The sequence below is a fragment of the Spiribacter pallidus genome (genome assembly GCF_040838495.1).
Classification (GTDB): Bacteria; Pseudomonadota; Gammaproteobacteria; order Nitrococcales; family Nitrococcaceae; genus Spiribacter; species Spiribacter pallidus.
In genome coordinates this window covers 538487-556140 of sequence record NZ_JBAKFM010000001.1, presented here as the reverse complement: position 1 = coordinate 556140, position 17654 = coordinate 538487, and the positions used below count along the sequence as shown (strand labels likewise).

General features: G+C 64.0%; 30 protein-coding genes. 29 read left to right on the top strand and 1 reads right to left on the bottom strand.

The window, feature by feature from the left end; translation table 11 throughout:
• From rpsJ to V6X73_RS02665, 29 genes are all read left to right on the top strand, one after another.
• On the top strand, positions 1-318 hold the full coding sequence (gene rpsJ / locus V6X73_RS02805) for a 30S ribosomal protein S10 (RefSeq protein WP_367957837.1): 318 nt from the start codon (positions 1-3) through the stop codon (positions 316-318).
• Positions 319-508: 190 nt separating this feature from the next.
• Positions 509-1162 (top strand): 50S ribosomal protein L3, encoded by a 654-nt coding sequence (gene rplC, locus V6X73_RS02800; protein ID WP_367957838.1) that lies wholly within the window; start codon positions 509-511, stop codon positions 1160-1162.
• Positions 1162-1770, top strand: coding sequence for a 50S ribosomal protein L4 (rplD, locus tag V6X73_RS02795; protein WP_367957839.1), 609 nt, complete (start codon positions 1162-1164; stop codon positions 1768-1770). Before rplC ends, rplD begins: the two co-directional genes overlap by 1 nt.
• A complete protein-coding gene (gene rplW, locus V6X73_RS02790) occupies positions 1767-2066 on the top strand; it encodes a 50S ribosomal protein L23 (RefSeq protein ID WP_367957840.1) in 300 nt (99 codons plus the stop codon). The genes rplD and rplW overlap by 4 nt, the downstream gene beginning before the upstream one ends.
• Positions 2067-2086: 20 nt before the next feature.
• Positions 2087-2911 carry a 50S ribosomal protein L2 gene (gene rplB / locus V6X73_RS02785; protein ID WP_367957841.1) on the top strand — a complete coding sequence of 275 codons (825 nt, stop codon included), beginning with the start codon at positions 2087-2089 and terminating at the stop codon, positions 2909-2911.
• 19 nt (positions 2912-2930) lie between these two features.
• Positions 2931-3206: a 30S ribosomal protein S19 gene (gene rpsS / locus V6X73_RS02780; RefSeq protein WP_367957842.1), complete on the top strand. Its 276-nt coding sequence runs from the start codon at positions 2931-2933 to the stop codon at positions 3204-3206.
• Positions 3207-3209: 3 nt separating this feature from the next.
• Positions 3210-3542 (top strand): 50S ribosomal protein L22, encoded by a 333-nt coding sequence (rplV, locus tag V6X73_RS02775; RefSeq protein ID WP_367957843.1) that lies wholly within the window; start codon positions 3210-3212, stop codon positions 3540-3542.
• 10 nt (positions 3543-3552) lie between these two features.
• The gene (gene rpsC / locus V6X73_RS02770) at positions 3553-4218 is read left to right on the top strand and encodes a 30S ribosomal protein S3 (protein WP_367957844.1); all 666 of its coding nucleotides are present in this window, start codon (positions 3553-3555) and stop codon (positions 4216-4218) included.
• 26 nt (positions 4219-4244) lie between these two features.
• Positions 4245-4658: a 50S ribosomal protein L16 gene (gene rplP, locus V6X73_RS02765; protein WP_367957845.1), complete on the top strand. Its 414-nt coding sequence runs from the start codon at positions 4245-4247 to the stop codon at positions 4656-4658.
• Positions 4658-4861, top strand: a complete 204-nt coding sequence (gene rpmC / locus V6X73_RS02760) for a 50S ribosomal protein L29 (protein WP_367957846.1) — start codon at positions 4658-4660, stop codon at positions 4859-4861. The genes rplP and rpmC overlap by 1 nt, the downstream gene beginning before the upstream one ends.
• Positions 4858-5121, top strand: coding sequence for a 30S ribosomal protein S17 (gene rpsQ, locus V6X73_RS02755; protein ID WP_367957847.1), 264 nt, complete (start codon positions 4858-4860; stop codon positions 5119-5121). The genes rpmC and rpsQ overlap by 4 nt, the downstream gene beginning before the upstream one ends.
• A 28-nt stretch (positions 5122-5149) precedes the next feature.
• Positions 5150-5518, top strand: a complete 369-nt coding sequence (gene rplN / locus V6X73_RS02750) for a 50S ribosomal protein L14 (protein WP_367957848.1) — start codon at positions 5150-5152, stop codon at positions 5516-5518.
• 3 nt (positions 5519-5521) lie between these two features.
• The gene (gene rplX, locus V6X73_RS02745; RefSeq protein ID WP_367957849.1) at positions 5522-5839 is read left to right on the top strand and encodes a 50S ribosomal protein L24; all 318 of its coding nucleotides are present in this window, start codon (positions 5522-5524) and stop codon (positions 5837-5839) included.
• A 9-nt stretch (positions 5840-5848) separates the two neighbouring features.
• Positions 5849-6388, top strand: coding sequence for a 50S ribosomal protein L5 (gene rplE, locus V6X73_RS02740; protein ID WP_367957850.1), 540 nt, complete (start codon positions 5849-5851; stop codon positions 6386-6388).
• Between the two features lie 12 nt (positions 6389-6400).
• A complete protein-coding gene (gene rpsN, locus V6X73_RS02735; RefSeq protein ID WP_367957851.1) occupies positions 6401-6706 on the top strand; it encodes a 30S ribosomal protein S14 in 306 nt (101 codons plus the stop codon).
• 46 nt (positions 6707-6752) lie between these two features.
• Positions 6753-7148: a 30S ribosomal protein S8 gene (rpsH, locus tag V6X73_RS02730; RefSeq protein ID WP_367957852.1), complete on the top strand. Its 396-nt coding sequence runs from the start codon at positions 6753-6755 to the stop codon at positions 7146-7148.
• An 18-nt stretch (positions 7149-7166) separates the two neighbouring features.
• Positions 7167-7703 carry a 50S ribosomal protein L6 gene (rplF, locus tag V6X73_RS02725; protein ID WP_367957853.1) on the top strand — a complete coding sequence of 179 codons (537 nt, stop codon included), beginning with the start codon at positions 7167-7169 and terminating at the stop codon, positions 7701-7703.
• A gap of 5 nt (positions 7704-7708) precedes the next feature.
• Entirely contained in the window at positions 7709-8062 is a 354-nt protein-coding gene (gene rplR / locus V6X73_RS02720; RefSeq protein WP_367957854.1) for a 50S ribosomal protein L18, read from the top strand.
• A 17-nt stretch (positions 8063-8079) separates the two neighbouring features.
• Entirely contained in the window at positions 8080-8580 is a 501-nt protein-coding gene (rpsE, locus tag V6X73_RS02715) for a 30S ribosomal protein S5 (RefSeq protein WP_367957855.1), read from the top strand.
• Positions 8581-8582: 2 nt separating this feature from the next.
• On the top strand, positions 8583-8771 hold the full coding sequence (gene rpmD, locus V6X73_RS02710; RefSeq protein WP_367957856.1) for a 50S ribosomal protein L30: 189 nt from the start codon (positions 8583-8585) through the stop codon (positions 8769-8771).
• 3 nt (positions 8772-8774) lie between these two features.
• Positions 8775-9209 carry a 50S ribosomal protein L15 gene (gene rplO / locus V6X73_RS02705; RefSeq protein ID WP_367957857.1) on the top strand — a complete coding sequence of 145 codons (435 nt, stop codon included), beginning with the start codon at positions 8775-8777 and terminating at the stop codon, positions 9207-9209.
• A gap of 30 nt (positions 9210-9239) precedes the next feature.
• Entirely contained in the window at positions 9240-10553 is a 1314-nt protein-coding gene (secY, locus tag V6X73_RS02700; protein WP_367957858.1) for a preprotein translocase subunit SecY, read from the top strand.
• 87 nt (positions 10554-10640) lie between these two features.
• Entirely contained in the window at positions 10641-10754 is a 114-nt protein-coding gene (rpmJ, locus tag V6X73_RS02695) for a 50S ribosomal protein L36 (protein WP_367957859.1), read from the top strand.
• A gap of 91 nt (positions 10755-10845) precedes the next feature.
• Positions 10846-11202, top strand: a complete 357-nt coding sequence (gene rpsM, locus V6X73_RS02690) for a 30S ribosomal protein S13 (RefSeq protein WP_367957860.1) — start codon at positions 10846-10848, stop codon at positions 11200-11202.
• Positions 11203-11224: 22 nt separating this feature from the next.
• A complete protein-coding gene (gene rpsK / locus V6X73_RS02685; protein ID WP_367957861.1) occupies positions 11225-11614 on the top strand; it encodes a 30S ribosomal protein S11 in 390 nt (129 codons plus the stop codon).
• 15 nt (positions 11615-11629) lie between these two features.
• Positions 11630-12250 (top strand): 30S ribosomal protein S4, encoded by a 621-nt coding sequence (rpsD, locus tag V6X73_RS02680; RefSeq protein ID WP_367957862.1) that lies wholly within the window; start codon positions 11630-11632, stop codon positions 12248-12250.
• 39 nt (positions 12251-12289) lie between these two features.
• Positions 12290-13288 (top strand): DNA-directed RNA polymerase subunit alpha, encoded by a 999-nt coding sequence (locus V6X73_RS02675; RefSeq protein ID WP_367957863.1) that lies wholly within the window; start codon positions 12290-12292, stop codon positions 13286-13288.
• Positions 13289-13299: 11 nt separating this feature from the next.
• Positions 13300-13713 carry a 50S ribosomal protein L17 gene (rplQ, locus tag V6X73_RS02670; protein ID WP_367957864.1) on the top strand — a complete coding sequence of 138 codons (414 nt, stop codon included), beginning with the start codon at positions 13300-13302 and terminating at the stop codon, positions 13711-13713.
• Between the two features lie 23 nt (positions 13714-13736).
• Entirely contained in the window at positions 13737-14717 is a 981-nt protein-coding gene (locus tag V6X73_RS02665; protein ID WP_367957865.1) for a malate dehydrogenase, read from the top strand.
• A gap of 41 nt (positions 14718-14758) precedes the next feature.
• Here the strand turns inward: V6X73_RS02665 and uvrA are convergent, their stop codons facing one another.
• Complete coding sequence (gene uvrA / locus V6X73_RS02660) at positions 14759-17596, bottom strand: excinuclease ABC subunit UvrA (RefSeq protein ID WP_367958375.1); 2838 nt, start codon at positions 17594-17596, stop codon at positions 14759-14761.
• Positions 17597-17654 lie beyond the last annotated feature (58 nt).

The window sequence follows — 17654 nt, the reverse complement described above, 5'->3', positions numbered from 1 at the left end:
ATGGCGGCAACTAACCAGAAAATCCGCATCCGGCTCAAGGCGTTCGACCACCGGCTGATCGACCAGTCGGCCCGGGAGATTGTCGAGACGGCGAAGCGTACCGGGGCCCAGGTCAAGGGCCCCGTCCCCTTGCCTACCAAAAAGGAAAGGTATACGCTTCTCATCTCGCCGCACGTCAACAAGGATGCGCGGGATCAGTACGAAATACGGACTCACAAGCGGTTGATGGACATCGTCGACCCCACGGATAAGACGGTCGACGCGCTTATGAAGCTCGACCTCGCCGCGGGTGTGGACGTACAGATCAAGCTCTCCTGAGTTTCGGGGAACTACCTCGGTTCTGGTGGTTGACCAGTCCGCCGGGGCGGGCCCTAAACAGCCGACGCCGCAGGCGTCGGCGTCATTGATGAAGAGACAATTCGGGTAAAAGTCCGCGTCGATCGGTGGGTCCGGTGGCAGCCGGCGCCGGTGGGCGAAGGCTTTTGTTCGTTAAAAGAGGAAGGCGACGATGGCAATCGGAATCGTCGGCCGCAAACGCGGCATGACGCGAATTTTTATGGAAGATGGCGCCTCCGTGCCGGTCACGGTGGTCGAGGCCACGCCCAATCGCGTCACTCAAATCAAAACGGCCGACAACGACGGCTACAGCGCCGTGCAGGTGACCGCCGGGACGCGGCGCCCCAATCGGGTGTCGAAAGCGGCCGCTGGGCACGTGGCGAAGGCAGGCGTCGAGATGGGCCGGGGGCTGTGGGAATTCCGCCTTGGTGATAACGATGCCGTCGAGCCCGGGGGTGAGCTGACAGTCGAGCAGTTCGAGGCCGGTGCGGTGGTGGATGTCACCGGCACCTCCAAAGGCAAGGGCTACGCGGGCACGGTCAAGCGCCACAACTTCCGCACCCAGGACAACAGCCACGGCAACTCCACCGCGCATCGGGCGCCGGGCTCGATTGGGCAGGCTCAGGATCCGGGGCGCGTGCTGCCGGGCAAGAAGATGTCGGGGCAGATGGGCAACGTGCGCACCACCACGCAGAACCTCGAAGTCGTCCGGGTGGATGCCGAACGCAACCTGCTGCTGATCCGGGGTGCGGTGCCCGGCAGTCGCAATGGCGATGTCATCATCCGGCCGGCGATCAAAGCCGCGGCCGTGGCGGGAGGTAACTGATGGAAGTCAAGATCACGGGCGGCCGCAGTAACGTCGAGGTCTCCGAGGCGATTTTCGCCACCGAGTACCGTGCGCCGCTGGTCCACCAGGTGGTGGTCTCGTATCTGGCTGGAGCCCGCGCGGGCACCAAGGCGCAGAAGACCCGCTCGGAAGTGCGCGGTGGCGGCAGCAAGCCGTGGCGGCAGAAGGGCACCGGGCGCGCCCGGGCCGGCACCATCCGTAGCCCATTGTGGCGCAGCGGTGGCCGGGCCTTCGCCGCCAAGCCGCGCAACCACGCGGTTAAGGTCAACCGCAAGATGTACCGCGGTGCGCTGCGCTCGATCCTTGCCGAGCTGCTGCGCCAGGATCGGTTGCACGTGGTGCGCTCGTTCGATGTCGACGCGCCCCGGACGAAGGACGCCAAGGCGAAGGTCGAGAAGCTGGTCAAAAGTGACGATGCACTGGTCGTCACGAAGTCGGTCAGCGAAAACCTCTACCTGGCAGCACGCAATCTGCCCCGGGTGGATGTGCGCGACACCGAGGGGCTCGACCCGGTGACATTGCTCACCCATGAGCATGTGATCGTCACCGTGGACGCCCTGGGGCAGATCGAGGAGTGGCTGGGATGAATCAGGAACGCGTCTATCAAGTGCTGCGCGGGCCGCATGTCTCGGAGAAGAGCACGGTCATTGCCGATGAGGCCAATCAGGTCGTCTTCAAGGTCGCCGTGGATGCGACCAAGCGAGAGGTCAAGGCCGCCGTTGAGCAGCTCTTCGAGGTCAGGGTCCGGGACGTGCGCGTTGCCAATGTCAGCGGTAAACGCAAGCGCTTTGGCCGACTCGAAGGCCGCCGGCCCGATTGGAAAAAGGCCTACGTGGCGCTGGAGCCGGGCAACGAGCTCGACTTCATCGGCGGCGTGGAATAAGCGAACAGGACTGAACGAACATGGCACTGCGTAAAGCAAAACCCACTTCCCCCGGCCGGCGGTTTGTCGTCCAGCCGACCAAGGAAGGGCTGTACAAAGGCGAGCCCCATGCGCCGCTGGTCCGCAAGCTGAGCAAAAGTGGCGGGCGCAACAACCATGGCCGCATTACCACGCGCCATATCGGCGGCGGGCACAAGCGTCGTTATCGCACCATCGATTTTCGGCGCAACAAAGACAGTGTGGCCGCCCGCGTGGAGCGGATCGAGTACGATCCCAACCGCAGCGCCAACATCGCGCTGGTGCTCTACCGGGACGGCGAGCGGCGCTACATTATCGCGCCCAAGAATCTGAAGGTGGGCCAGGAAATCCGCTCGGGGGTGGGTTCGCCGATCAAGCCCGGCAACAGCCTGCCGTTGCGCAATATCCCGCTGGGGACGCAGGTCCACTGCGTCGAGCTGCGGCCCGGCAAGGGCGCGCAGATGGCCCGGTCGGCCGGGGCAAGCGTCCAGCTGGTGGCCCGCGAGGGGGCCTACGCAACACTGCGGCTTCGCTCCGGCGAGATGCGCAAGGTGCTGAGCGACTGCCGGGCGACGGTGGGCGAGGTCAGCAATGCCGAGCATTCCCTGCGCTCGCTGGGCAAGGCCGGCGCTGGTCGCTGGGCCGGGCGTCGTCCCACCGTTCGCGGTGTGGTGATGAACCCGGTAGACCATCCGCACGGCGGTGGCGAGGGCCGGACCTCCGGTGGTCGTCACCCGGTCACGCCCTGGGGCGTGCCCACCAAGGGACACAAGACACGCAGCAACAAGCGCACGGACAAGCTCATCGTGCGCCGTCGCAAACGCTAAGAACAGGGGTGGATGAACTGTGCCACGCTCGATTCGTAAAGGCCCGTTTATTGATACCCACTTGCTGAAGAAGGTTCAGCAGGCGGCAGAGGCCAACAGCAAGCGTCCGATCAAGACCTGGTCGCGTCGCTCCATGGTGGTGCCGGAAATGGTCGGGCTGACCATTGCCGTGCACAACGGGCGCCAGCACGTGCCGGTGCTCGTCAACGAAAACATGGTCGGACACAAGCTCGGCGAGTTTGCGCCGACGCGGACCTTCAAGGGTCATGACGCCGACAAAAAGGCGAAGAGGTAAGCAATGGAGACCGCGGCCAAACTTCGATACGCCATCATCTCGCCGCAGAAAGTGCGGCTGGTGGCTGATCAGATCCGCGGGCTGCCTGTCGGCCGGGCGCTCGAAATCCTCGAGTTCAGTCCGCGCAAGGCGGCCGGCATTGTGCGCAAAGTTGTCGATTCGGCGATCGCCAACGCCGAGCACAACAACGGCGCCGACATTGATGAATTGCGCATCGCCCGTATCCAGGTGGATGAAGGGCCGATGTACAAGCGCATTCAGCCCCGGGCGAAGGGCCGGGCAAATCGTATTCTCAAGCGCACCAGCCACATCGTTGTGGCGGTAGCCGAGGACTAGGGGTCAAGGCATGGGTCATAAGGTTCATCCCACGGGTTTCCGGCTCGGTATCACCGAGGAGTGGCGATCCATGTGGTACGCCGACAGCAATCGGTTTGGCGATCAGCTGCATACCGATCACCGGATTCGCGAGTTCATTCGCGCCCGGCTGTCGCATGCATCGATCAGCCGGATCCGCATCGAGCGGCCGGCCAAGAACGCGCTGATCACCATTCACACGGCCCGGCCGGGCATTGTGATTGGCAAAAAGGGCGAGGACATCGACCGGCTGCGTCGGGAGCTGACCCAGCGCATGGGCATCCCGGTGCACGTCAACATCGAGGAAATCCGCAAGCCCGAGCTCGACGCCCAGCTGGTGGCCGAGAGCGTGGCCCAGCAGCTCGAGCGTCGGATTATGTTCCGGCGTGCCATGAAGCGGGCGGTGGGTAATGCCATGCGGCTCGGGTCCCAGGGCATCAAGATCCAGGTGGGTGGTCGGCTCAACGGCGCCGAGATCGCCCGGACCGAGCGCTACCACGAGGGCAGCGTGCCGTTGCATACCCTGCGTGCCGACATCGACTACGGGTTTGCCGAGGCAAAGACCACCTACGGCGTCATCGGGGTCAAGGTCTGGGTGTTCAAGGGCGAAATCCTCGATACAGACACCGCGCCCAATCAGCGGGCCGCGGCCGGCTGAGGCGGTAGCAAGGGAGTCAGACAGGCATGTTGCAGCCAAAACGCACCAAATTCCGCAAGCAGCAGAAAGGCCGGAATACCGGTCTCGCGAGCCGCGGCGACAAGGTCAACTTCGGCGAGTTCGGGCTCAAGTCGACGACGCGCGGGCCGGTGACCGCGCGGCAGATCGAGGCGGGGCGCCGGGCGATCAACCGTCACGTCAAGCGTGGCGGCAAGATCTGGATCCGGATCTTTCCGGACACGCCGGTGACCTCCAAGCCCCTGGAAGTCCGTCAGGGCAAGGGCAAGGGCAACGTCGATCACTGGGCCGCGAAGGTTCAGCCGGGTCGGGTGATTTACGAAATCGAAGGGGTTTCCGAAGAGGTGGCGCGCGAGGCGTTCCGCCGTGCTGCCGCCAAGCTTCCGGTGCAGACCCGCTTCGTTGAACGGACGGCGATGTGATGAAGGCAAGCGAGTTGCGCGATAAGGACATCAAGGCCCTGGAGGCCGAGCTGCTGGAGAAGCGCAAAGAGCAGTTCAACCTGCGCATGCAGCAGGCGACCGGGCAGCTGGCGCGGCCCGATCAGATGACACGGGTGCGGCGGGATATCGCCCGCATCAAGACCGTGATCAACGAGAAGATCAAGGCAGGCGAAACGGCATGAGCGAGACAAAAAGCGTCAAGCGCACGGTCAATGGTCGGGTGATCAGCACGGCCATGAACAAGACGATCACGGTGGCGGTCGAACGCCAGGTGCAGCACCCGCTGTATGGCAAGTACATCCGCCAGACCACCAAGGTCCAGGCCCACGACGAGGACAACAGTTGCCATAAGGGCGACTGGGTGGCTGTCGAAGAGTGCCGGCCGCTATCCAAGCGCAAGAGCTGGCGTCTGGTGGAAGTGCTGGTCCGGCAAGCGCAATAAGCAACGAACATACAGAGAGCTAATCGCCATGATTCAGATGCAGACGCTGCTTGGCGCGGCGGATAACAGCGGGGCGCGGGAGGTTCAGTGCATTAAGGTGCTGGGCGGCTCGAAGCGTCGCTACGCCGGCATCGGCGACATCATCAAGGTAAGCGTCAAGGATGCGATCCCCCGGGGGCGTGTCAAAAAAGGTGAGGTCTACTCGGCGGTCGTGGTTCGCACCCGGCGCGGTGTCCGCCGCCAGGACGGATCGCTGATCCGCTTTGACGGCAACGCAGCGGTGTTGTTGAACAACAACCTCCAGCCCATTGGCACCCGCGTGTTCGGGCCGGTGACACGGGAGCTGCGCACCGAGCGTTTCATGCGGATTATCTCGCTTGCTCCGGAGGTGCTGTAAGTCATGCGCAAGATCAGAACCGGTGACGAAGTGATGGTCATTGCCGGCAAGGACAAGGGCCGGCGCGGCCGCATCACCCGGGTCATCCCCGAGCGGGACCGCGTGGTGGTCGAGAATGCAAACATGGTGAAAAAGCACCGGCGGGCCAACCCCCAGGCGAACGACGCCGGCGGGATCATCGAAAAGGAAATGCCGCTGCACCGCTCGAACGTTGCCATCTACAACCCCAATACGGGCAAGGCCGACCGCGTCGGCGTCCGTGTCGAGGAAGACGGCAGCAAGGTGCGCTTTTTCAAATCCGACAACAATCCGATTGACTAGGGTGCCGTGATGGCCAGATTGCGGGAACAATACAACAGCGAAATCATCTCGGCGCTATCCCAGCGCTTCGAGTACGCCAATGCCATGCAGGTGCCGCGGCTCGAGAAGATCGTGATCAATATGGGTCTCGGTGAGGCGGTTCGCGACAAGAAGGTGATCGACAATGCGGCAGAGGACCTGGCGGCGCTCGCCGGCCAGAAGCCCATTGTCACCTACACGCGCAAGGCCGTAGCCGGATTCAAGATCCGCGAGAACTGGCCGATCGGTGTCAAGGTCACGCTGCGGCGGGAGCGGATGTACGAGTTCCTCGACCGGCTGATCAACATCGCCGCCCCGCGGATTCGGGACTTTCGGGGTTTTTCGCCGCGGTCGTTTGATGGGCGTGGCAACTACAACGTCGGGCTCAAGGAACAGTTGGTGTTCCCGGAGCTCGAATTCGACAAGATCGACGCCATTCGCGGCATGGATGTCTCGATTGGCACGACCGCAGAAACGGACGAGGAAGCCCAGGCCCTGCTCGAGGGTTTTGGCTTTCCTTTCCGGAAGTAAAGAGGGCAGGAAATGGCCAAGGTTTCCATGGTCCAGCGTGAGCTCAAGCGCGAGCGGCTTCGCAACAAATACGCGACCAAGCGCGCCGAGCTCAAGGAAATTATTCGCAGCCCCGGATCCTCGGACGAGGAGCGGGCGGCGGCCCAGGAGCAGTTGCAGAATCTGCCCCGGAACGCCAGCCCGGTGCGTGGGCGCAACCGGTGCAATGTCTCGGGACGGCCGCGGGGTTACTACCGCAAGTTCGGTCTCGCCCGGAACATGCTCCGCCAGGCCGCCATGCGCGGTGAGATCCCCGGCCTGAAGCTGTCCAGCTGGTGATTGGCATGGGCAAGGGTAATCAGGCAAGGAACCAGGTGACGCGAACATGAGCATGACCGATCCCATCGCGGATATGCTGACCCGCATTCGCAACGGTCAGTCCGCCGAGAAGACCGAGGTGACAATGCCGGCTTCCAAGTTGAAGACCGCTATCGCCCGGGTGCTGAAGGATGAAGGTTACATTCACGACTACCGCACCGAGGGCGACGAGAAAAAACCCTCGCTGGTGGTGTCGTTGAAGTACTACGAAGGGCGGCCCGTGATCGAGGAGATCCAACGGGTGAGCCGGCCGGGCCTGCGCCGCTTCGAGGGCAAGCGGTCACTGCCGCGGGTCCGCGGCGGACTCGGGACTGCCATTATTTCCACCTCGCAGGGGGTTATGACCGACAAGGCGGCACGTGATGCCGGCCATGGCGGCGAAGTCCTCTGCGTTGTGTTTTAACGACGGGGCGAGCACGTCATGTCGAGAGTAGCGAACAACCCAGTGACCATCCCGAGCGGTGTCGAGGTCAACCTTGGCGCCGATCGCGAGATCAAGGTCAAAGGCAGCAAGGGCGAGCTGGCCCATACCATCCACGATTGGGTGGATGTGGGGCAGCAAGAGCAGACGCTGACGTTTGCCGCCAACCAGAAGCGCCAGGATGCAGTGGCGCTGGCGGGGACCACCCGGGCACTGGTCAACAACATGGTCCGGGGTGTCAGCGAGGGGTTTGAAAAACGCCTCCAGCTGGTGGGTGTGGGCTATCGGGCCCAGGCCCAGGGCAATAAGCTCAATCTCACGCTCGGGTTTTCCCACCCGGTGGACTACTCGGTGCCCGAGGGCATCAGCGTCGAGACGCCCAGCAACACCGAGATCGTGATCAAGGGTATCGACAAGCAGCAGGTCGGCCAGGTGGCGGCGGAGATCCGCGCCTACCGTCCGCCGGAACCCTACAAGGGCAAGGGCGTTCGGTATGCCGATGAGCGAGTCATCATGAAAGAAGCCAAGAAGAAGTAATGGCGATGGAGAAGAAGGCAGCAAGACAGCGGCGGGCGCGCAAGGCGCGGGCCAAGATGCGGGAGCTGGGGACGGTTCGGTTGACCATCCACCGGACGCCGCGCCACACCTATGCTCAGGTGATTTCCAGCGATGCCAGTCGCACGCTGGTGGCCGCCTCGACGCTCGAGAAGGACGTCCGCGGCGAACTGAGCAATGGCGGCAATATCGAGGCAGCCAAAGCGGTTGGCCGCGTCATTGCCGAGCGGGCATCGGCGGCCGGGATCACCGAGGTGGCCTTCGACCGCTCGGGCTTCAAGTATCACGGGCGGGTGCAGGCGATTGCCGATGCGGCCCGCGAAGCCGGACTCAAATTCTGAACAGAGGCACGTAGGCGATGGCGACCAGTGATGTAAGCGGCGAGGGCCTTCGCGAGAAGCTCGTCACGATTAACCGCGTGGCCAAGGTGGTCAAGGGCGGACGGCAGTTCGGCTTTACCGCCCTGACCGTGGTCGGTGACGGAGAAGGCGCGGTTGGCTTTGGGTATGGCAAGGCGCGCGAAGTGCCGCTGGCCATCCAGAAAGCCATGGAAAAGGCACGGCAGAACATGCGCACCGTCAATCTCAGCGGGCCGACGCTGCAGTATCCGATCACCGCCAACCATGGCTCGAGCAAGGTATTCATGCAGCCGGCCTCCGAGGGCACGGGCATCATCGCCGGGGGCGCCATGCGCGCGGTCTTCGAGGTGGTCGGTGTGCAGGACGTGCTGGCCAAGGCCATCGGCTCGCGCAACCCGGTCAATGTGGTCCGGGCGACGATCAACGGACTGAGTGGCTACAGCTCGCCGGAGCTTGTCGCCGCCAAGCGGGGCAAGACCGTCGAAGAGGTGCAGGGCTGATCATGGCAAAGGCAAAGCAGTTACGCGTGACCCTGGTGCGCAGCCTGTCCGGGCGCCTGGCCGGGCACAAGGCCTGCGTCGCGGGGCTTGGGCTGCGTCGGATGCATCACAGCGTCGTCGTGGCGGATACACCGGAGAACCGGGGCATGATCAACAAGGTCAACTACATGCTCGCGGTCGAGGAGGTCTGAGGCATGCGACTGAACAAACTCCGCCCCGCCGAGGGGTCCCGGCCTGACGCCGAGCGCGTCGGACGCGGGGCCGGATCGGGCATGGGGAAGACTGCCCGGCGCGGTCACAAGGGCCAGAAAGCCCGCAGCGGCGGCTTCCACAAGGTGGGATTTGAGGGCGGTCAGATGCCGCTCCAGCGGCGGGTGCCCAAGGTCGGGTTTCGCTCGCGCAAAGGCCAGTACGTGGCCGAAATCCGGCTCTCGGAACTCGGCGCCGTTGAGGGGGACGTGGTCTCGATGGCGACCCTTCGGGCCGCCGGGCTGATCACTCGCAACGCACGCTCGGTCAAGATCATCGCCTCGGGCGAGGTGAGCCGCAGCCTGACCGTCGAGGGTGTGCGCACCACCGCCGGTGCGCGGGCCGCCATCGAGAAGGCCGGCGGCAAGGTCGAGGCCTAAGTGGCGGGACCCGGCGCAACGGCGGGAGCCATGGGCGGACTGGGTCGGCTGACCGAGGTCCGCCAGCGGCTGACGTTTGTCGTGCTGGCACTGGTGATCTATCGGCTGGGCGCCCATATCACCATTCCGGGGATTGACCAGGCCGCACTCGCCGAGATGTTCGAACAACAGGCCGGCACCATCCTGGATATGTTCAACATGTTCTCCGGTGGCGCGCTGGGTCGTTTGTCGATCTTCGCCCTCGGGGTGATGCCCTATATCTCGGCATCGATCATCATGCAGTTGATGACCGCGGTGATCCCCTCGCTGCAACAGCTCCGCAAGGAGGGTGAGCAGGGTCGCCGGCAGATCACCAAGTACACGCGCTACGGCACCCTGGGCCTGGCACTGGTTCAGGGGATCGGGATTACGGTGGCACTGCAGAATCAGGGCGTTGTCCTGAGCCCCGGGCCGAGCTTTGTGTTCATCGGCACAGTCACCCTTGTTACCGGCACCATGTTCCTGATGTGGCTTGGCGAGCAGATCACCGAGCGCGGCATCGGCAATGGCATCTCGTTGATCATCTTCGCCGGCATCGTCGCCGGGCTGCCGGCGGCGCTGGGGGGCACCCTCGAGCTTACGCGCACCGGCGAGCTGGGGATCCCGACGGTCTTGATCCTGCTGGCATTGGCGATGGGTGTGATCTGGTTCATCGTGTTCATGGAGCGCGGCCAGCGTCGCATCACGGTGAACTACGCCCGTCGTCAGCAGGGCCGCAAGATGTATGCCGGGCAGACCAGCCATCTGCCGCTCAAGATCAACATGGCCGGCGTCATCCCAGCGATTTTTGCCTCCAGCATCATCCTCTTTCCCGCCACCATCGGGCAGTGGTTCGGCGAGATGGAGGGGCTTAGTTGGATGCAGCGCCTGGGCCAGACCCTGAGCCCGGGGCAGCCGCTGTACATCGCCTTTTATGCCGCGGCGATCATCTTCTTTTGTTTTTTCTACACCGCGCTGGTGTTCAACTCGCGGGATACCGCCGATAATCTCAAGCGCTCCGGCGCGTTCATCCCGGGGGTTCGCCCGGGTGAGCAGACCTCGCGCTACATCGACAAGGTGATGACACGGCTCACCTTGGTCGGGGCGGGTTACATCACCGCGGTGTGTCTGCTGCCGGAGTTCCTCATTCTGTACTGGAACGTGCCGTTCTATTTTGGCGGGACATCCCTTTTGATCATCGTGGTGGTGGTTATGGATTTCATGTCCCAGCTCCAGGCCCATCTGGTTTCGCATCAGTACGAGCCGTTGATGAAAAAGGCCAACCTCCAGGCGCATGGGGGTGCCGGCGGCGGCATGCTGCGCTAGAGACAATGACCGACCGTGCATGGCGGCACGGTCTTTGCTAATATTCGCGCCCTTTTGCGGGGCGACAGAACACTCGGAGACAGGACGATGAAGGTAAGGGCATCGGTTAAGAAAATCTGCCGGAACTGCAAGGTCATCAAGCGGGGCGGCACCGTCCGTGTGATCTGCTCGGATGCCCGGCACAAGCAGCGTCAGGGCTGATCGTCCATCGCTTTCGGCTTGAACCCAATCGGATAACCCGGCTACACTAGCGGGTTTCCGCGAGAAAAGAACAAATTCGGAGTAACGGCTCATGGCCCGTATTGCTGGCGTCAATATCCCCGCCAACAAGCACACGGTAATCGCGCTGACCTCGATCTACGGGGTGGGGCGGACGCGTGCGGCGCAAATCTGTCAAACGGCATCGGTGGCTCCGGACCGCAAGGTCAGCGAGCTCAACGATGACGAGCTCGAAAAGATCCGCGCAGCGGTCAACGAATACGCCGTCGAAGGCGACCTGCGTCGTCAGGTGGCCATGGATATCAAGCGTTTGATGGACATGGGCTGCTACCGAGGCATCCGGCATCGGCGCGGCATGACGGTCCGGGGTCAGAGCACCCAGACCAACGCCCGCACCCGCAAGGGGCCGCGGCGCGCCGTTACCCGCTAACAACTAACAGGACTGAGCAGACATGGCCAAGCCGACCACCCGCACCCGCAAGCGCGTCAAGCGCACGGTTGTCGACGGGATCGCGCACGTCAACGCGACCTTTAACAACACCGTGATCACCATCACCGACCGTCAGGGCAACGCCCTCGCCTGGGCCAGTGCTGGCGGCAGTGGCTTCCGCGGTTCGCGCAAGAGCACGCCCTTTGCCGCCCAGGTGGCATCGGAGCGCGCCGGCGAGGCGGCCAAGGATTACGGGCTCAAGAACCTGGAGGTGCGCGTCAAGGGACCGGGCCCGGGGCGGGAGTCGGCGGTCCGCGCACTGAACAACGTGGGTTATCGGGTCACGAACATCGAGGACGTGACACCCATTCCGCACAACGGATGCCGGCCGCCTAAAAAGCGGCGCGTCTAAGCAGGGGTTTAATCAATGGCACGGTACATCGGACCGACTTGCAAGCTGGCCCGCCGTGAGGGCACTGACCTTTACCTGAAAAGCGGCGTCCGCCCGCTCGACAGCAAGTGCAAGCTCGACACACCGCCGGGGCAGCACGGCCAGCGCCGGGGCAAGATCTCCGACTATGGTCTGCAGCTGCGTGAAAAGCAGAAAGTCCGCCGGATGTACGGCGTGCTCGAGCGTCAGTTCCGCAAGTACTACAAAGAGGCGGACCGCCGGAAAGGCAATACCGGCGAGAACCTGCTGCAGCTGCTCGAGTCGCGGCTGGACAACGTGGTCTACCGGATGGGCTTTGCGGCGACCCGCGCCGAGGCGCGTCAGTTGGTCGCCCATCGCGCGGTGGAGCACAACGGGCGCGTGACCAACGTGGCCTCCGCGGAGGTCAAGCCCGGCCAGACGGTAAGCATCCGCGAGCGGGCGCAGAAACAGCTGCGCATCCAGGCGGCCATCGAGATGGCCCAGCAGAGCGGCATCCCCGAGTGGCTCGAGGTGGATACCAAGGCATTCAAGGGGACGTTCAAGCAGTTGCCGGATCGCGCGGATCTTGCCGCCGAGATCAACGAGCATCTGATCGTCGAGCTTTATTCCAAGTAAAGGCGCGATTGGCGTCTTTGCCGAGCAGGAGTGTTTTACATGCAGGGTCAGTTTAAGGATTTCCTTAAACCTCGGGTGGTCGATGTGGACGCGGTCAGCGACAAGCGCGCGCGGATCACGTTGGAGCCCCTGGAGCGCGGTTTCGGTCACACGCTGGGCAACGCGCTGCGGCGGGTGTTGCTCTCCTCGATGCCGGGTTATGCGGTCACCGAGGTCGAAATCGATGGCGTGCTCCATGAGTACACCGCCATCGAAGGGGTTCAGGAGGATGTCGTCGACATTCTGCTCAACCTCAAGAACCTGGCGGTGCGGCTGACCGGCCGCGATGAGGCCACCCTGCGGCTGCAGAAAAAAGGCCCCGGTGTGGTGACGGCCGCCGACATCGCCGCCGAGCAGAACGTCGAGGTCAAAAACCCCGAGCTGGTGATCTGTAATCTCACCCAGGAGGGCGAGATCAGCATGTCCATTACCATCGGCAGTGGCCGGGGCTACGAGCCGTCGACCGCCCGGGATCCAGAGGAAGAGCGCACCATTGGCCGTCTGGCGCTGGATGCGACCTACAGTCCGGTGCGTCGGGTGGCCTACAACGTAGAAAGCGCCCGTGTCGAGCAGCGGACCGATCTGGACAAACTGGTCATGGATATCGAGACCAGTGGGGTGATCGAGCCGGAAGAGGCGATTCGCCTGGCCGCGGGCGTGCTGCGGGACCAGCTTTCGGTATTCGTCGACCTGGAAGGCGGCGAGAGCGAGGTGGCGCCCAAGCGGCAAGAGCCCGAGGTGGATCCGGTGCTGCTTCGGCCCATCGATGATCTGGAGCTCACGGTACGTTCTGCCAACTGCCTCAAGGCCGAGGCCATCCACTATGTGGGTGATCTGGTGCAGAAGACCGAGGTCGAGCTGCTCAAAACACCGAACCTTGGCAAGAAATCACTCAACGAAATCAAGGAAGTCCTGGCACAGAACGGGCTTCAGCTGGGTATGCGTCTCGAGAACTGGCCGCCGGCCAGCCTCGCGGGTCGCGACCGGGCAACAGGTTAAGGGGTAGCGGCATGCGACATCGCAAGTCCGGAAGGAAACTCAACCGCAACAGCGCCCACCGTCAGGCGATGTTCCGTAACATGTCGGCATCGCTGATCGAGCACGAGGCGATCCGTACCACGCTGCCCAAGGCCAAGGAGCTTCGCCGGGTGGCAGAGCCGCTGATCACCCTCGGTCGCAAAGACACGGTGGCGAACCGGCGGCTGGCGTTTGCCCGGCTGCGCAACAAAGAAGCGGTCAGCAAGCTGTTTGATGAGCTGGGGCCGCGCTACCAGGAACGCCCCGGGGGCTATCTGCGTATCCTAAAGGCCGGGTTTCGGGCCGGGGATAACGCGCCCATGGCCTTCGTGGAGCTGGTGGATCGACCCGCTGCCGAGGCAGTCACCGACGAGCCGGACGACGAAGCGGTGGCCGAAGCCTCTTGATCAGGCTCTAGGGAGGGGATTGCATGAAAGCACCTGTTCGTGTCGCGGTCACCGGCGCAGCCGGCCAGATCGGTTACAGCCTTCTGTTTCGCATTGCCTCGGGCGATATGCTCGGCCCGGATCAGCCGGTTGTCCTTCAGCTACTCGAGGTGCCGCCGGCGATGGACGCCGTGCAGGGCGTGATGATGGAACTCGAGGATTGCGCGTTTCCGCTGGTCGCGGGGATGAGTGCCAGTGATCAGGCCGAAGAGGCGTTCAAGGACGCCGACTACATTCTGCTTGTGGGCGCCAAGCCCCGGGGGCCGGGCATGGAGCGCAAGGACCTGCTCGAGGCCAACGCCGCCATCTTCTCGGCGCAGGGCAAGGCCATCAACGATGTGGCAAGCCGGAACGTGCGCGTGCTGGCTGTGGGTAATCCGGCCAACACCAACGCCATGATCGCCCAGCGCAATGCGCCGGATCTGGATCCACGCTGCTTTACGGCCATGACCCGGCTCGACCACAACCGGGCGCTGGCGCAGCTTGGCAACAAGACCTCCAGCCATGTCACCGACATCAAGCGCATGACCATCTGGGGCAACCACTCGGCCACCCAGTATCCGGATATCAGCCACGCCACCGTGGCGGGCACACCGGCGGCTGATCAGGTCGACCAGAGCTGGCTGGAAGAGAGCTTCATCCCCACGGTGCAGCAGCGGGGCGCGGCCATCATCAAGGCCCGGGGGCAGTCCAGCGCGGCCTCGGCAGCCAGTGCCGCCATCGATCACATGCGCGACTGGACCCTGGGCACTCCTGCAGATGATTGGGTCAGCATGGCCATCCCGTCCGATGGCAGCTATGGCATCAGCGAGGGCATCATTTATTCTTTCCCGGTTCGCTGCGTGGATGGCCGTTACGAGATCGTCCAGGGGCTGGATGTGGATGATTTCTCGCGCGAGCGGATGAACGCCACCGAGCAGGAGCTCGTCGAGGAGCGCGACGCGGTGAAGCACCTCCTGCCCTGAATCCGTGGCGGTCAATCGTCCGCGCACACAGGCCGGCGCCGTTAACCCGGGGCCGGCCTTTTTGTATCCAGTACCTCAGCAAGGAACCGTCCGGTATGCGAATCCGGGCATCGGGCCACGGCCTCCGGGGTGCCGGTGGCCATGACCCGGCCGCCGCCACTGCCCCCCTCGGGGCCCAGGTCGATGAGGTGGTCGCAGCTTTTGATGACATCGAGGTTGTGCTCGATGACCACCAGGGTATTGCCCTCATCCCGAAGCCGTTGCAACACGCCCAACAGCTGGGCGATGTCCTGGAAATGCAGGCCGGTGGTGGGCTCATCCAGTATGTAGAGGGTCTGGCCGGTGCCGCGTCGGGAAAGCTCGCGAGCCAGCTTCACGCGCTGGGCCTCGCCGCCGGATAGCGTGGTGGCGCTCTGGCCGAGTTGCACATAACCCAGCCCCACCTCCATGAGGGTCTCGAGCTTGCGGGCCAGCACCGGGATGCTGGCGAAGACCTCGGCCGCCTCGCTGACACGCAGCGCCAGGACTTCGGCCATGTTGTAGCCCCGGTAACGGATCTCCAGGGTCTCGCGGTTATAGCGTCGGCCTTCGCAGATATCGCAAGGGACAAAGATATCCGGCAGAAAATGCATGGCCACCCGGGTGACCCCCTCACCCTGACAGGCCTCGCAGCGGCCGCCCTTGAGGTTGAAGCTGAATCGCCCGGGGCCGTATCCGCGCGAGCGGGCCTCGGCGGTGGCGGCAAAAAGCTCGCGGATGGGGGTGAACAATCCGGTATAGGTGGCCGGATTGGATCGTGGGGTCCGGCCGATCGGGCTCTGGTCGATATCCACCACCTTGTCCAGATGCTCGAGCCCCTCGACCGCATCGCAGTCCACCGATGCCGCTGCGGCCCCGTTGAGTCGGTGGGCGGCCACCGGATAGAGGGTGTCATTGATCAGCGTCGATTTGCCGGAGCCGGAAACGCCGGTGATCCCGATCATCAGCCCCAGTGGCAGGGTGACATCCAGCGACTGGAGGTTATGGCCATGGGCGCCACGCAGCGTAATGGCCTTCTCGCCGGGCGGAAAGCGCCGCGGGACGGGGATGGTGCGTCGGCCCGAGAGGAAATCGCCGGTCAGTGACCCTGGATGCGCCATGACCTCGTCCGGTGTGCCGGCGGCGACAATGGCACCCCCCTCGCGGCCGGCCCCGGGGCCCATGTCGAGGACGTAATCGGCGGCGCGGATCGCCTCCTCGTCATGCTCGACCACAATCACCGTATTATCCAGATCGCGCAGGTGGCGCAGGGTGTCGAGCAGGCGCTCATTATCCCGCTGGTGCAGCCCGATGGAGGGCTCATCGAGGACATACATCACCCCCACCAGCCCCGCGCCGATCTGACTGGCCAGCCGGATGCGCTGCGCCTCGCCGCCCGAGAGGGTCTCGGCGCTGCGATCGAGACTCAGATAGTCCAGCCCCACATTGTTGAGAAACCGCAGCCGCTGGCCGATTTCACCAATAATCCCCTCGGCAATGGTGGCCCGGGCGCCCGTGAGCCCCAGGTCGTCGAACACCTCGGCCGCCGCACCGACCGAAAGCCGGTTGATGGCGGGCAGATCCCACGCCCCGACCCGGACATGACGCGCCGCCTGGGTAAGCCGCGAGCCGCTGCAGGCCGGGCAGACGCGGCGGGTCAGAAAACGCCCGAGCTCCTCGCGGACCGCCGCCGAGTCGGTCTCGCGGTAGCGCCGGGCCATGTTGTTCACCACCCCTTCGAAGGGATGCTGGCTTACCGCCCGGCCGCCGCGGCTGCCGGCATAGTGGAAGTCGATGGCCTCTTCGCCGCTGCCATAGAGGATAATCTGGCGGATCGACTCGGGCAGTGACTGCCAGGGAGTGTCGACGTCAAAGCCGTAGTGGTTGGCGAGGTCATTGATGATCTGGCCGTAGTAGGCATTGCGTCGATCCCAGCCCCGGACCGCGCCACCGGCCAGCGACAGCGAGGGCTGGCGGACGATGCGCTCGGGGTCGAAGAACTGCTCCACCCCCAGGCCTTCGCAGTCGGGACAAGCCCCATGGGGGCTGTTGAACGAAAAAAGCCGGGGCTCGAGCGCATCCAGCGCATAGCCGCATTCCGGACAGGCATACCGGGCCGAGAAGACCCGTTCGGGCCAGGTCGGATCATCGATATCCGCTAGACAGGCCATGTCATCGCCCAGCGCCAGGCAGGTCTCGAGCGAATCGGCCAGGCGGGTGGCAATATCGCCACGCACCCGAAAGCGATCGACCACCGCTTCGATGCGATGGCTGCGCTGACCGTCGAGCCGCTCCAGCTCGTCGAGTTCGACTACCTCGCCGTCCACCCGGACCCGGATGAATCCCTGACGACGCAGCTCGGCGAGGGTCTCGCGGTGTTCGCCCCGGCGATCCCGGACCACCGGCGCCAGCAGCATGAGTCGCCGTTCGTCTTCCAGGCCCATGATCTGGTCGACCATCTCGCTGACACTCTGGGCTTCGAGGGCATGGCCATGATCCGGGCAGTAGGGTGTGCCGGCCCGGGCAAAGAGCAGACGCAGATAGTCGTGGATCTCGGTGACCGTGCCCACGGTCGAGCGCGGATTGTGCGAGGTGGATTTCTGCTCGATGGCGATGGCCGGTGAAAGGCCCTCGATGCGGTCGACATCGGGCTTTTCCATCATCGAGAGAAACTGCCGGGCGTAGGCCGAGAGGGACTCGACATACCGGCGCTGGCCCTCGGCATACAGGGTGTCGAAAGCCAGCGAGGACTTGCCCGAGCCGGACAGCCCGGTGATAACGATCAACCGACCGCGCGGCAGCTTGAGATGGAGGTCGCGCAGGTTATGGGTACGCGCCCCCTCAATGACGATGGCGTCCATGGGCTTTCCGGTCAAAACAATTTGTTAGTATACCGCCGTTGATCAAGACCGACCGAGC

Excerpts from the sequence above, each read along its gene's own strand:
- rpsH (WP_367957852.1), top strand. The coding sequence starts at position 6,753 with ATGAGCATGACCGATCCCATCGCGGATATGCTGACCCGCATTCGCAAC.
- rpsQ (WP_367957847.1), top strand. The coding sequence starts at position 4,858 with ATGAGCGAGACAAAAAGCGTCAAGCGCACGGTCAATGGTCGGGTGATC.
- rpsM (WP_367957860.1), top strand. The coding sequence starts at position 10,846 with ATGGCCCGTATTGCTGGCGTCAATATCCCCGCCAACAAGCACACGGTA.
- uvrA (WP_367958375.1), bottom strand. The coding sequence starts at position 17,596 with ATGGACGCCATCGTCATTGAGGGGGCGCGTACCCATAACCTGCGCGAC.
- V6X73_RS02665 (WP_367957865.1), top strand. The coding sequence starts at position 13,737 with ATGAAAGCACCTGTTCGTGTCGCGGTCACCGGCGCAGCCGGCCAGATC.
- rplX (WP_367957849.1), top strand. The coding sequence starts at position 5,522 with ATGCGCAAGATCAGAACCGGTGACGAAGTGATGGTCATTGCCGGCAAG.
- rplR (WP_367957854.1), top strand. The coding sequence starts at position 7,709 with ATGGAGAAGAAGGCAGCAAGACAGCGGCGGGCGCGCAAGGCGCGGGCC.
- V6X73_RS02675 (WP_367957863.1), top strand. The coding sequence starts at position 12,290 with ATGCAGGGTCAGTTTAAGGATTTCCTTAAACCTCGGGTGGTCGATGTG.
- rplB (WP_367957841.1), top strand. The coding sequence starts at position 2,087 with ATGGCACTGCGTAAAGCAAAACCCACTTCCCCCGGCCGGCGGTTTGTC.
- rpsD (WP_367957862.1), top strand. The coding sequence starts at position 11,630 with ATGGCACGGTACATCGGACCGACTTGCAAGCTGGCCCGCCGTGAGGGC.
- rpsJ (WP_367957837.1), top strand. The coding sequence starts at position 1 with ATGGCGGCAACTAACCAGAAAATCCGCATCCGGCTCAAGGCGTTCGAC.
- rplC (WP_367957838.1), top strand. The coding sequence starts at position 509 with ATGGCAATCGGAATCGTCGGCCGCAAACGCGGCATGACGCGAATTTTT.
- rpsN (WP_367957851.1), top strand. The coding sequence starts at position 6,401 with ATGGCCAAGGTTTCCATGGTCCAGCGTGAGCTCAAGCGCGAGCGGCTT.
- rpsE (WP_367957855.1), top strand. The coding sequence starts at position 8,080 with ATGGCGACCAGTGATGTAAGCGGCGAGGGCCTTCGCGAGAAGCTCGTC.
- rplW (WP_367957840.1), top strand. The coding sequence starts at position 1,767 with ATGAATCAGGAACGCGTCTATCAAGTGCTGCGCGGGCCGCATGTCTCG.
- rpmD (WP_367957856.1), top strand. The coding sequence starts at position 8,583 with ATGGCAAAGGCAAAGCAGTTACGCGTGACCCTGGTGCGCAGCCTGTCC.
- rpsK (WP_367957861.1), top strand. The coding sequence starts at position 11,225 with ATGGCCAAGCCGACCACCCGCACCCGCAAGCGCGTCAAGCGCACGGTT.
- rplP (WP_367957845.1), top strand. The coding sequence starts at position 4,245 with ATGTTGCAGCCAAAACGCACCAAATTCCGCAAGCAGCAGAAAGGCCGG.
- rplO (WP_367957857.1), top strand. The coding sequence starts at position 8,775 with ATGCGACTGAACAAACTCCGCCCCGCCGAGGGGTCCCGGCCTGACGCC.
- rpmJ (WP_367957859.1), top strand. The coding sequence starts at position 10,641 with ATGAAGGTAAGGGCATCGGTTAAGAAAATCTGCCGGAACTGCAAGGTC.
- rpmC (WP_367957846.1), top strand. The coding sequence starts at position 4,658 with ATGAAGGCAAGCGAGTTGCGCGATAAGGACATCAAGGCCCTGGAGGCC.
- rpsC (WP_367957844.1), top strand. The coding sequence starts at position 3,553 with ATGGGTCATAAGGTTCATCCCACGGGTTTCCGGCTCGGTATCACCGAG.
- secY (WP_367957858.1), top strand. The coding sequence starts at position 9,240 with ATGGGCGGACTGGGTCGGCTGACCGAGGTCCGCCAGCGGCTGACGTTT.
- rplD (WP_367957839.1), top strand. The coding sequence starts at position 1,162 with ATGGAAGTCAAGATCACGGGCGGCCGCAGTAACGTCGAGGTCTCCGAG.
- rplN (WP_367957848.1), top strand. The coding sequence starts at position 5,150 with ATGATTCAGATGCAGACGCTGCTTGGCGCGGCGGATAACAGCGGGGCG.
- rplF (WP_367957853.1), top strand. The coding sequence starts at position 7,167 with ATGTCGAGAGTAGCGAACAACCCAGTGACCATCCCGAGCGGTGTCGAG.
- rplV (WP_367957843.1), top strand. The coding sequence starts at position 3,210 with ATGGAGACCGCGGCCAAACTTCGATACGCCATCATCTCGCCGCAGAAA.
- rplE (WP_367957850.1), top strand. The coding sequence starts at position 5,849 with ATGGCCAGATTGCGGGAACAATACAACAGCGAAATCATCTCGGCGCTA.
- rplQ (WP_367957864.1), top strand. The coding sequence starts at position 13,300 with ATGCGACATCGCAAGTCCGGAAGGAAACTCAACCGCAACAGCGCCCAC.